The organism is Celeribacter ethanolicus (genome assembly GCF_002407265.1).
GTDB lineage: Bacteria > Pseudomonadota > Alphaproteobacteria > Rhodobacterales > Rhodobacteraceae > Celeribacter > Celeribacter ethanolicus.
In genome coordinates this window covers 3,385,441-3,397,636 of record NZ_CP022196.1, presented here as the reverse complement: position 1 = coordinate 3,397,636, position 12,196 = coordinate 3,385,441, and the positions used below count along the sequence as shown (strand labels likewise).

Annotated in this window: 8 protein-coding genes, 1 tRNA gene and 3 pseudogenes; 3 read left to right on the top strand and 9 right to left on the bottom strand. The window is 58.2% G+C overall.

All coding sequences use genetic code 11. The features are described 5' to 3' along the window. Positions 1-149 precede the first annotated feature (149 nt). From acmB to CEW89_RS16665, 5 genes are all read right to left on the bottom strand, one after another. Positions 150-1,343 carry a methyl acetate hydrolase AcmB gene (gene acmB, locus CEW89_RS16685; protein ID WP_096806654.1) on the bottom strand — a complete coding sequence of 398 codons (1,194 nt, stop codon included), beginning with the start codon at positions 1,341-1,343 and terminating at the stop codon, positions 150-152. Between the two features lie 96 nt (positions 1,344-1,439). Then, positions 1,440-2,453, bottom strand: a complete 1,014-nt coding sequence (locus tag CEW89_RS16680) for an AraC family transcriptional regulator (RefSeq protein ID WP_096806653.1) — start codon at positions 2,451-2,453, stop codon at positions 1,440-1,442. A gap of 317 nt (positions 2,454-2,770) precedes the next feature. Continuing rightward, positions 2,771-2,980 carry a hypothetical protein gene (locus CEW89_RS16675; protein ID WP_096806652.1) on the bottom strand — a complete coding sequence of 70 codons (210 nt, stop codon included), beginning with the start codon at positions 2,978-2,980 and terminating at the stop codon, positions 2,771-2,773. A gap of 188 nt (positions 2,981-3,168) precedes the next feature. Then, positions 3,169-3,861: an anti-sigma factor gene (locus tag CEW89_RS16670; protein WP_096806651.1), complete on the bottom strand. Its 693-nt coding sequence runs from the start codon at positions 3,859-3,861 to the stop codon at positions 3,169-3,171. Then, the gene (locus CEW89_RS16665) at positions 3,858-4,439 is read right to left on the bottom strand and encodes a sigma-70 family RNA polymerase sigma factor (RefSeq protein ID WP_096807280.1); all 582 of its coding nucleotides are present in this window, start codon (positions 4,437-4,439) and stop codon (positions 3,858-3,860) included. Before CEW89_RS16665 ends, CEW89_RS16670 begins: the two co-directional genes overlap by 4 nt. A gap of 133 nt (positions 4,440-4,572) precedes the next feature. Here CEW89_RS16665 and CEW89_RS16660 point away from each other — a divergent pair, with 133 nt between their 5' ends. The 3 genes and pseudogenes from CEW89_RS16660 to CEW89_RS21280 form a co-directional block, all read left to right on the top strand. After that, positions 4,573-5,427, top strand: coding sequence for a DUF4394 domain-containing protein (locus tag CEW89_RS16660; protein ID WP_096806650.1), 855 nt, complete (start codon positions 4,573-4,575; stop codon positions 5,425-5,427). 267 nt (positions 5,428-5,694) lie between these two features. Next, positions 5,695-7,287 (top strand): annotated as a pseudogene (locus CEW89_RS16655) (ABC transporter ATP-binding protein); the annotation flags it as partial. A 237-nt stretch (positions 7,288-7,524) separates the two neighbouring features. After that, positions 7,525-8,163: pseudogene (locus CEW89_RS21280) on the top strand (Mu transposase domain-containing protein); the annotation flags it as partial. 1,551 nt (positions 8,164-9,714) lie between these two features. Here CEW89_RS21280 and CEW89_RS16645 read toward each other — a convergent pair. The 4 genes and pseudogenes from CEW89_RS16645 to trxC form a co-directional block, all read right to left on the bottom strand. Next, positions 9,715-10,631 (bottom strand): annotated as a pseudogene (locus CEW89_RS16645) (IS3 family transposase); the annotation flags it as partial. A gap of 178 nt (positions 10,632-10,809) precedes the next feature. Continuing rightward, positions 10,810-11,394 (bottom strand): recombinase family protein, encoded by a 585-nt coding sequence (locus tag CEW89_RS16640; protein WP_096806649.1) that lies wholly within the window; start codon positions 11,392-11,394, stop codon positions 10,810-10,812. A 138-nt stretch (positions 11,395-11,532) separates the two neighbouring features. Further along, a tRNA-Ala gene (locus CEW89_RS16635) sits at positions 11,533-11,608 on the bottom strand. 60 nt (positions 11,609-11,668) lie between these two features. Further along, the gene (trxC, locus tag CEW89_RS16630; protein WP_066701792.1) at positions 11,669-12,130 is read right to left on the bottom strand and encodes a thioredoxin TrxC; all 462 of its coding nucleotides are present in this window, start codon (positions 12,128-12,130) and stop codon (positions 11,669-11,671) included. Positions 12,131-12,196: the final 66 nt, after the last annotated feature.

Below are 12,196 nucleotides of genomic sequence, written 5' to 3'. Positions count from 1 at the left end.
CGGCTTCCCGAAACGGACGTGAAAGAACCGCCCCAAAGTGTGAATCCGTTTGGTTTCTGCTTGCACGCATAGTCGATTGCGCTGAGGTCTGATCCGGATGAACCGGGGCCAAACATAGCCCCGATTGCGCTTTTGACTTGGCCGTTAGGTTATTTCAAAGCTGCGTAGACTGCGCTCTCAAAATCCATGTAGCCCGTGAAGGACGCCGCATCGGCGAAGGGCAGGATCTGGGTCGCCCAGTACCCGCCGATGCCGTTTTTGCGGTCGATCCAATAGTAGCTGTTGGCCAGACCCGCCCAGCCAATGGAGCCTGCGGGGCGACCTGTGGGCGCGTCTTCGCTGTTGACCATGAAGGTATAGGACCAGTCTTTGGGCTGTCCGGGGAAGAACTCAGCATCGTTTGACAGCGACGGGATTACGCCGGGCAGCATGGTCACCTTCTGCGGCGGCACCAAGGCGCCTTTCACGGCCCACTCCACCGTTTCGCGCTTAAGCACGCGCCCGTTCGGGCCGTCCCCATCGTTGAGCCACATACGGATGAACTTCATGTATTCAGGCACAGTGGCATAGAGGCCGTGGCCGCCCATGTGGACTTCGGGGGCGTCGGGCAGGGCGAAGTCGTCCATCGGGGTGAGTGAACCATTCTCGCCGCGCGCGTGGATCGTTGCGGTGCGTGCCTTCATCGCGTCGGTGCGAGTGAAGGCGATGTCCTCCATCCCGAGCGGATCGAACACCCGCTCGCGCATCACTTCGCCAAGGCGTTTGCCGCGCACACCCTCGACCACCTGGCCGGCCCAATCCATGTTGGTGCCGTATTCCCACTTCTCACCCGGATCGAACAGCATCGGGGTTTCGATACAGGCGCGGCTCCCCGTGACAACCGAGGGCTGCCCATGCGCCTCGGCCAGACGCTTGTAGGTTTCGTTGAAGAAGTCATAGCCAAAACCGCCTGTGTGCAGGAGCAGTTGGCGCGTGGTTACATCGGTCTTGGGCGCACGCAGACGTGGGCTTCCATCGGCCTCAAACCCTTCGATCACTTGCAGGTTTCCGATGGCGGGGGCGTATTCTTTGGCGGGGGCGTCGAGGTCCAGAAGCCCCTCCTCAACACATTGCAGTGCGGTAGTTCCCGCAATCGCCTTGGTCGTGGAGAAGATTGCAAAGACCGTGTCCTCGGTCATCGGATCGCCCCCGATGCGCCTCTCGCCTGCTTGGCCTGAATAGATCGTGCCAGTGCGGTCAGTCGCCATCGCGACCACACCGGGCACACGGGTCTCGCCCGTGCTCAGATTGCCGAGAATGGAATCACAGTGCGTTTTCAGATTCTCGATTTGCATGTCTTTCATTGGTTCCTCCCTAGAACATGTGCAGGGAAGATTGGCCGCTCGCAAAGCGCAGCGCTGTTCTTTATCGGAATGGGGTGTCCGGTTTCGGAAGAGAAGTTAATGGCCACCCATGGCCCGCGCGCGGGTCCGGGACGGCAACTCGCCATAGCGTTGCCGATACCGCCCGGCCAGAGCACCGAAGTTGGAATACCCCCATCGGGTCGCGATATCGGTGACGGTTTTATCCGCCTCGGCCTTTTCGAGATCGGCTCGGAAGCCTTCCAACCTGCGTGCGACAAGGAAGTCACGGGGGCTTAGCCCTCGGAACTGTTGGAACCCGCCCGACAGCGTGCGGGCCGACACGCCGACCCGTTTTGCGATCTCTCCGATGGTCGGCGCTTGCCGTGCCTCGGCCTCCATAATCGCCTCCGCTTGGCGCACATAGCGCGGCGCCGCGGCCCTTGCGCCGCCCTCCAACTTCACGCCCGCTGCCCCCGCCCACTGCCGTAAAAGCTCTACGCAGAGGATCTCCTCTAGGTGGCGCGCAATAGCGGCATCCTCGGCCACGACCCCCGAACGGGTCAAAGCTCGAACAGAATAGTCCAGCAAAGACCCCCAAGCCGTCTGCACCCCGCCGATCTTGACGCGGCTTGTCCAAAGCGCGTCACCGGGCACAAAGCCGAACCAGCGTTCTGCAATCTGCTCGATCAGATCGTGGGGGATCGTCAGGTTCAGTTGCATATGGTCGGGGTCACCCTCCAGCCAATACTCCGCCCGCGAGCAATCCACGACGAAACTCTCGCCCGCCCCCGTTGCCACAGAGCCGCCATCCGCCGCATGATTGAGCGCTCCGCGCACCGTATTGAGCACGAGAATATTGCCCGCTGCAGGGTCGAAATTGTTGAGATAAATCCCCGTCCCATAGGCAAAGCGCGTCATTGTCACACCGCCCGCCTTGGCGGAGATCATCGTCGCATCGGGCTTGGCCTGGCGCTCCATGGGGCGCACGTCATAGGGCATGTAGACATCACGGCAAAACGCCTGGATCTCATCCCAGTCTGTCGATTTTGTATCTCCTCCATGCCGGACCGGATCGCCGAGCGGATCGAGTATAAATGCGTTCTCCAACAAAATCGCGCTCCTCCATACGATTTCGAAGTAGCCGGAGGATAGCACGGTTTTGCACAAGTGCCACAAAATGCGGCAACACAGTGCGATCGAACGGATCGAAACGAAAGGCAAGGCTCGGCAAATCCCAAGTCACCTATCGTAGATCATTGGCAGGAAGACGAACTCAACGGAAAGCACAACAGCGACTCAACTGCTGTGCGCCTACGCCTTCCCGCGAAAATTGCATACCGCCAAAATTCATCGAGTTAGTAATCGGCCCAAAACCGATATTCACATGCCGGGCTACAAAGGTCCGATATGCGTTCATCGCGCCTGCTTTATCGCTCCGCCCATTGTAGCCCTAGCGCATAAGCCCCGGCAGCACTCACCAGCGCCCCCACCAGAACCGTCAGCGCAAGGATCGTCCAACTGATCCAGTCGACACCCAGAATGAAGAAGTTGTCATTCCAGATGCCCCAAACCGGAATGGAGGGACGCCACAGGTGAACTTCGGAAAAGGCCGCGCCGACAAGCAGGCCGTTGATCAACGTCGCAACGTCCGCTCCCTTCGGACCTGCCAATCAACCTTGGCGAGCGGGTTGGGCAAGTGCGCGGTGCTAGGTCTGAAGGGCAACTTAGCCAGCCCTCGGCCATTCGCTCTGCTTGGCACGAATGTCCGCTCAGGGCTGAAGGCGTCGATTGAGGGCTGCCTAAAAGCGTATGGACAGAAAATTTTTTAACCCGCTCCCGTGACATTCGCGATATCGACCGTGCCGAACACGCGACCTGAAGGCGAACCTGTCAGCGAGCCTCCGGGGGGTTCTTCGGAAACGCCCAGAGTGAGCGTCCCGCGCACCGCGGCGATGTCTGGCGGCAGCGGCAATCTGATGCTTTCGCCCGCAGGCCACAGACCGACCGACTGGGCCGGTTCATCGGGGCCATGTGCCCAGACCTGAAGGATGCGCCCTTCGGGAGCGCCGCCCAGGGTCCGGGTCAGGATGACCTCTTGGCGGGATTTGTCGATCACGGCGACGACACGGAAATCCCCGATGTCCGATGTGATCTCAGCGGTATAGAGCGGACCCGTCGTGTTTGGGCCACTCAGTGGCGTCAGCATGAGAGCGAGCACAAGCGCGACGGCCATCGCCCCGCCTGTCAGGGCCTGCCAAACCCCGAGCCGTTTCCAGATTGGTGGCTTCACGGTCTCGGGAAAGAGATCGGCCATCAGCGCGGCCTTGACCGAAGGTGGCGCCGTCACGGGCGGCAAATCCGCCATCGTGGACAGGCGCGTTTCCCACCCCCGCACCAACCCTGCAAACCCGGGATCGGAGGCGGCGCGGCGTTGCACTCTGGCCCGCTCGTCGCCCTCAAGCAGACCGAGCGCCAATTCAGCGGCGAGCATCTCATCATCGTCATGGGATTGGGTCATCCGTCCATACACTCCCTTAATGCGATCAACCCGCGTCGCAGCCATGTGCGCATCGTGTTGAGCGGCACTTTGGCGGCCTCGGCCAGTTCGGCATAGCTTTGCCCGTCGAGATAGGCTCCGGTGATGGCGGCACGTCGATCCTCGGGCAGGGTGTCGAGACAGGCCACGATGCGCCGGGCGTCCGAGGCGGCGATGGTTGCTTGCTCTGGTGTCTGGCTGGGCGCGGCCAGCGTGTCTTCGTAATCGCCGACATGGGCGTGATTGCGCCGCGCTCTGAGCCGATCAATCGCCGTATTGCGGGCAATGGTGATCAGCCAGCTCATCGGTGAATGACCTGTCACGCGATAGCGTCCCGCGTTCTTCCAGATTTTGACATAGGTGTCGTGCATGGCGTCCTCGGCCGACTGGCGTTCCCCCAAGACACGCAGCGACACGGCGAAAAGTTTCGCGCTGGTCAGGTCATAGAGCTCGGAGAGGGCCGCCCGCTCGCCCAGAGATACACGCGCGATCAGCTCTTCGACCCTGTCTTGGGGCGGTGGAGCATTATCCTCTCTGTCGCCCTCTTTTGCCTCTGTCACGCTGCAGTCCTCAAAAAAAATCAATCGGGCTGAAACTCTTGCCCGTGCCCCCCCGTGGTTAAAGGCAATTGATCCGTAAATCTCGGCTCAACGCAAGCCAATACATAGGCCAATACATAGGAAGGAAACCACGATGACGACCCTGAAACTTGCCCTGACCGCCTCTGCCGCACTTGCCGCCGCTGCGCCCACGCTCGCCATGGACCATGCCGGCACCATGGGCTACGCGCTTGCCGAAGACGGAAAAACCCTTGTGACCATGGCCGACATTGCCTCCCCCGGCGAGGTGATGACCTATGATCTGGAGATGCCGCTGCGGGCCATAGCCTATCGCCCAGTGACCGGACAGCTTTTGGGCTATGCCGATGGCATGATCTTTGAGGTCGACCCGATGTCGGGCGCTTTGACGGACCTTGGCGCGATGTTCATGGAGGATGCGATGATCGGTGAAGGCGCGGTTGCCTTCGACTTCAACAACAAAATCGACGCGGTGCGTGCCGTGGGCGCCGATGGTGCGAACCTCGTCTATTTCCCCGATGGGTTCGGGGACGGCGATGAACGTGCGGGGTCCGTCCGTCGCTTTACCGATACCTTCTATGCTGAAGGGGATATGAGCACTGGCGCCGAGCCGCTGATCTTTGCCAATGCCTATACCAATGCGATCAATGGCATGACGGCCGCGTCCACGGCACAATTTGCGCTCGATGCCCGCGCCAACGCTCTGGTTTCTCTGGCCAACAATGCGGGAGAACTGACCTCGGTCGGTTATCTGACCCTCGACGGCGAGACTGTGGATGTGACCGATTGGGGCGGTTTTGACATCGTGTCTCCCGAGGAAGGCATGGACCACGCCTATGCCATCCTCCAGATTGACGGCGAAAGCGCCGCAGGTCTCTATTCCATAGACCTCTCCTCCGGCGCGCTGACCATGCTCGGCGATCTGGGGATGGGGGGCTTTACGGGCTTTGCTGCCTCGAAAGGCATGTAAGTTGATCGGCTGATCGCTTGCGGTCAGCCAGAGATCAAAGCGAATACCCCGATCTCAGGATCGGGGTGTTCGTCTTTGGCATCTTCCCTCAACCGATCCTCAAGTTGGACTTGACGGATCATAAAATCCCCGACTAAAACACACATGATTAGATACCTTGCATGGAGGACGCTCATGACGATTGCTTATCGCTTCCTCCCGGGGACCTCCGGTTTCGGAGCCGCCCTTATCTGACGCTTTCGTGGCGCTTTCGCCCACAAGCTACAGATGAATTGGTCCAAGCTGGACCCACTTTCCAAACCCTTCGCAAGGCGCAACCAACCCGGTTGTGAGATTGTCATTATGATCCATTTTTCTGCTCACGGCGCGTTTGCGCGTGTTTTCTCGTTCACCTTCCGTCTTTGGATGCGACAAAAGGGGAAGGTTGTCACCATTCTGGCCTTGGTTCTGATCTCCGCGGCTTCCGATCTCTCGATACCTGTCTTCACGGGACGCCTCGTTGATGCAGTGGCCGCGTCTGAGACGCCTTGGCCCGCCTTCGGGGCGCTTTTGGTGTTTGGTGTTCTCTCCGTCGTCGCCAAGATCCAAAGCTATTTTGCCATCATCGACCTGACCATCCCTTCGATGCGCGCCGCCGAAGCCGAAGCCTTCGCCCATGTTCAACGGCTTCCCGCCGACTGGCACGCAAACGCCTTTGCCGGTTCCACCGTGCGGAAGATCACACGCGGGGCCTGGGCCTTGGACGAAATGGCAGACCTTTTGTTGCTGGCACTGTTGCCCTCGGCGCTGATCCTTTTGGGCACCATCGGAACGCTGACGGCGTTTCGCTGGGAAGTCGGGCTTGTCGCCGGGATCGGTGCGCTTGTGTTTCTGACCCTCTCCTTGTCGTTGACGCTGTTCTGGGTGGCGCCTGCGGCGCGTTTGGCCAATGCGCAAGACAGCCGCGTTTCCGGCGCGCTGGCCGATGCGATCACCTCCAACGGGGTTGTGCGTGCCCATGCGGGCGAGCTGCGCGAAGACACGCGGCTGGGCCTTGTTCTGGACAAATGGGCACATCGCAGTCGGCGCACATGGCGGCGCGGCACAGTGTCTGGCCTGTCGCAGGACATGACGATCTGGGCCTTGCGGGCGATGGTTCTGGGCGGAGCTCTTGTCGCCTATACCCGTGGTCTGGCCAATGCGGGCGAAATTGCCTTTGTGGTCTCGGCCCTTGGTATGCTCGATGGTTATTTGCGCCAGATGGGCAACCATGTGCGCGGTCTGCAAAAGGCGGTCAACGATGCCGAGGAACTGGTGGCCCTGATGGCCGTCGCCCCAGAAACCTCTGTCGCGAAGAAGCCTGAAGCCGCCTTGCCGCCTCGCGCGGCAGCATTGGCGTTCAACCATGTGGATTATGGCTACGATGGGGCTGAAACACCGCTTTTCACCAATCTGGATATCGCCATTCCTGAGGGCCAGAAAGTCGGATTGGTTGGGCGGTCTGGTTCAGGCAAGACCACTTTCGTGAAGCTGATCCAGCGGATTCACGAGATCAATGACGGCAGCATCACATTGGGCGGCGTCGATATCGCGCGCGTTCCCCTGGAGGTGCTGCGCCAACACATCGCGCTTGTCCCGCAAGAGCCTGTGTTGTTTCACCGCTCTTTGGCCGAGAACATCGCCTACGCCCGTCCCGGCGCGTCGATTCAGGATGTCCGGGAGGCTGCTGAGCGCGCAGGGGCACTCGACTTTATCGAGCGGCTGCCCAAAGGCTTTGGCACGAAGGTGGGGGAGCGGGGCGTCAAACTTTCGGGGGGAGAGCGGCAGCGGGTCGCCATCGCGCGCGCCTTTTTGTCGAACGCGCCGGTTCTGATCATGGATGAGGCGACATCTTCGCTCGATTCAGAGGCGGAGGCCAAGGTTGCGCAGGCCGCAGAGCGGCTGATGGAGGGGCGCACGACTTTGGTGATTGCCCACCGTTTGGCGACGGTCGAACGGATGGACCGCATCCTCGTCTTTGATCGTGGACGGATCGTCGAAGACGGCACGCCTTTGGAGCTCATGGCACGCAAAGACGGCCTCTACCGTGCCCTGCGCGCCCGGCAAGCTTTGGTAGGGTGCCTTGTTGCGAAGATCGAATCCGGTGGGCGGCGTCGGCGGACGCAGATGTTCACGGAGATGTTGTCACACTACCTTTTTGATAATCGCTACGGCCGCCCGGGCAAGGGGAATGATAAAGGCAATGTCGAAGGTCTGGTGGGCTGGTCCCGGCGCAACCTGATGGTGCCGCTGCCGGAATTCCCTGATCTGGACAGCTTCAATAACTGGCTCGAAGAACAATGTTTGGCACGGCAGTCGGCTGTCTTGCATGGGCACCGGGAGACGATCGGCGAACGGCTGAAGCGAGATCTGGCCGTCATGTCGCCACTGCCCGCAACGCCTTACCAAGCCTGCCACAAGGCAACGGGCCGGGTCAGCTCCCAATCTCTGGTGCGCTACAAATCCAATGATTACTCGGTTCCCAGCACCTATGGCTTACGGGAGGTGACGATCCGTGCGTTTGTGGATGTGGTCGAGATCGGCTGTGGTGGTGGGGTCATCGCCCGGCACGCCCGCTGCTACGAGCGCGAACAAATGATCTTCGACCCTGTGCATTACTTTGCCCTTCTGGAGACGAAGCCTGGGGCCTTGGACCAGGCCGCCCCTTTAGTCGATTGGGAGATGCCCGACGAACTGCAAACCCTGCGTCCCCTGATGACCTTCTACAATACCGAACGCCCCCATTCTTCCCTTGAGCATCGAACGCCGAGGGAGGCATATTGGCACGGTCGAGAACAGAAATTGGCAGCATGAAACTTAAACCGGATACACCTTAGAAACGCTGCCAAGCTGTCCGGAAAACTGGGACCACTTCAGATGGCGATCGCCGCCGGCATTGGTCAGATGATGACAAACTGCGTATGCTTTATCGGCCACCGCCAGGCGTCAGCCACGGCGCGGCGGCATGGCATTTGCCGATCACTGCTGACAACCTGGCGGCGGCAGTATCGAAACGGTGAGCTTGGTTCTTCTCGCCCGGTATCGTTCACGCCAGTACCGGGCAGCCCTTGCTGACAAGCTGGCATGGAAACGAGCAAGACGACCCAAGCCTTTCCTTCTCGGTCAGAACGCAAAGTTGAAAGATCTTGGGCTTTCAATCCCCTGCATATAAACTCGAACAGGTGTTGCGGTGACCGGCTGAATCCATCACCCCTAATTTTCGGGAGGATTACCGGGTCACAATCAATTTGAACCAGTCAGATGAGGCTGCTCATCACCGATTACCCAAAGGACTAAAAAAGAGAGGAGTGCAAACATTGAAGCAACATAGAGCACCATCTGAAAATCAAGCGCACTTGCGATCACACCGACTGCTGGCCCGCCAACCAAACCACCAGCGAATAGAATGTTCCAATAGTGAGCCGTTGCAGTTGCTTGGTTACCTTTGGCACAGGATTGTACGTAGGTAATACCGAGACTGGCAAATAATCCATAGTAAAGCCCTTCCAACGTGGCCCCCAGCAGCAGTTGAGGAAAAGTTTCTATGTTGGCAAGAAATGCCGTCGCCACAACTGCAAGTAGTGATGTTGTGAGCAATGATGCACGCATACCAAGCCATACAATCAGTACCGGTGTCGAAAAAACAGCAACCACCTCGACTAGCGTCTTAATCGCGAATGATACGCCAGGCGAGTAGTTTGGGAGCCCAGCCTCCCTAACGTAAAATAGTGGAAGAGCAGTAAAGGATAAAGAGTTCACTAACGATAAGAGAAATACAAACAGAAGCGCAGCTTTCAAAGACCGGCTGGAGGAATAATCGTAAATCTCATTTTGAATTGGACCTTCGGCAGCAACAAGTCTTGCATTTCTCGGGATTCCCTTGACCCAAAGTAGTAGCCAGCCTACCCCCAGTACAGCACAAAATACAAACACGTGTACTCGCCCAAGAGTATTCGCAACAAAAAAACTGATAGCAGGCCCTACCATCCATCCGGCAGAAGTCGCGGCTCGCATGTATGCATTTAGGCGGTCGTGGGTCAAACCTCCCTCCCGCATAAAGGCCATACCCAATGAGAACATTGTGGAAATCCCACTAGAACCCAGACCAAAACCCACCGCAGCAACCGTAAAGATTGAAAAAATGGCAGGAAATACCGCCACGCTTATCGTTGCTAGAAGGTATCCCCCTATCGCAATGCCTACGAACCAGAATGCTTCCTGACCTGAATCCAATCGTTTTGCGAAAGCCCTATTGGAAATCATCGTTGTTGAAACGGTGAAGCCATGCTGGCGCAGAAGCTTCTGATAGTCATGTGAACAATATTGCGACCCGCGATCCGTATGATGAATGCAGCCTTTGGGCGGCGCCCGGAAAGCTATGGCCATGTTCAATGCTCGGATCGCTAAGTCGCGTTTCATGCGATTGCTGACTGCCCAGCCGATCACCCGCCGAGAATGCAGGTCAAGAATAACAGCCAGGTAGAGCCATCCTTCTCGCGTCCAGACATAGCTGATGTCGCCCGCCCACTTCTGGTTCGGTTGATCGGCGTGGAAGTCCCGGTTCAGCAGGTTTGGCCCGATGTTGAACGCATGGTTGCTGTCCGTCGTGACCTTGTATTTCTTCGATCTTTCGACCCGGATGCCGTTCTCGCGCATCAAGCGGCCCACACGGCGATGACCGACGTCCAGACCGATTTCCTTCAACTCTTCGGTCATTCGCGGCCTGCCGTAGCTACCAAGGCTCAGGCGGGACTGTTCTTTGATGTGTGCAAGCGTGACCATATCAGATCGTTGTCTGCGACTGGCAGGGCGACTACGGAAGGCCCGCAAGCCACGTGTGCTGACGCCAACGACACTGCATAAACGGTTGGCTGGAAAATGGTTCCTGTGTTCCTCGACAAACCTAAATCTCATTGCTTTAGGCCCGCGAAGAACTGGGTGGCCTTTTTTAGGATTTCCCTCTCCTCCTTGAGAAGCCGGATCTCTCGTCGAAGCCGCTCATTCTCTTTGGCGAGGTCTAAATCCTCTTGTGAAACCACCTTCGTGTCTCGGTGTGCTGTGATCCATTTGTTCAGCGTCGACATGCCAACGCCCAGATCATCAGCCACCTGCTTGCGCGTCAACCCGCTGGTCAGCGCAATACGCACTGCATCTTGGCGAAATTCGTCCGTCCGTTTCAGTCCCATAGTCAGTCTCCTTTGTTCCAGTAAAGGCTATCAAAGGAGCGGCATCAAACCGTGACACGTCCAGTGCCGACGTTGAGTACATTAGCGACAAAGATGGCGACCTCTACTATATGTTTGATTTTGAGGCGTATTTCGTATAATTGTAGATTCATTCCCCATTTCCGCCCTTCGCGTCTGATCACTTCCTCTCAGCCAACCATGTTTTCTGCCAGAGGTAATAGGCCGATTGGCTGATCGGCGGACCTTCCAGAACCGCAAGGGTTTTCCATATTCTTGTCCCTTTGTACCCTGCCTCGATCATTTGGATAGCGACTGCTTTGCGCAGGTCTGTCATGCTCGGTTTGCGCCCCAAGCGTTGGCCACGGGCCTTGGCCTCTTGCAGTGCGATCTTGGTGCGGTCCGAGAAGCCTTTGCGGTCGAGGCGGTTGAGGGCGGTCAGCAGAGTGTCGATTTGGGATTGCCAATCGTTTCGGCTGTCGAATGCCTCATCAAGGCAGCGGATCTGAATGCCCAACTCCCTCGCAGCTTCCACAGTGGCGGCGATGCCTTGTGTTGAGAGGTTGAGGGCGCTCAGAGACGGGGCGATGAGTTCCGAATTCGCGCTCATGGAGTAGAGCCAGACGGGCGGTGCATTTGGCTCTTCGGGATTGGTCGTGAAAATCCGGTCCGTCGGAATACCTTCAGATGCAAGCCGTGCAATCGCGACCTGCCGATCCTCCGCGTTTCGCATTCCAGAGATCACGCCATAGCGATTTTCGGACATCGGAGACCTTTCGGAGAGAGCTGAAAACGGAGCGTGTTCGTGTTGGACCTGCGAAACATCTACTACATCTTGTGTTTCAGAATGTTCTTGACACTAAGATGCACTCTTATGGTCCAATGACAGACATATTGGGGAAATTGGTGGAGTCGATCGGGATCGAACCGACGACCTCGTCATTGCGAACGACGCGCTCTCCCAACTGAGCTACGACCCCACTTGTGCCGATGATTTGAACTTTTTGCGCCGGGATGTCAAGCACCCCGGCGTGGAAAGCTCAGGCGGGCAATTTGCCATTCTGCTCTACGAAAGCGACAATGTCACGGGCCGGGCGCGCACCGGCGATGCGGGCCACTTCCTTGCCGCCCTGATAGAGGATCAGCGCCGGAATGCCCCGGATGCCGTTTTTCATCGACACGGTCGGGTACTCCTCGGTGTTGATCTTGGCAAAGCGCGCCTTGCCTTTCAGCGCCTCGGCGGCCTTCGCGAACTCCGGCGCCATCATCCGGCACGGCCCACACCACGGCGCCCAGAAATCGACGAGCACCGGAAGATCGTCCTTTTTCGACAGCGCATTCAGCGTCTTCGGATCCAATTCCGACACTTTCCCTGCCATCAAAGGCTCGCCACAGGTGCCGCATTTCGGCCCGGCCGAAAGCTTTGCCACAGGTACACGGTTGACCTGACCACAAGTCGGACAGGCCAGTTTTACATCGGTCTTGTCAAGAATGGCGGCCATGGCCTGCCTCCTTTTCATATTCATGTTAAAGAATATATGTACCCTGACGGAACCCGGTTCAAGAGA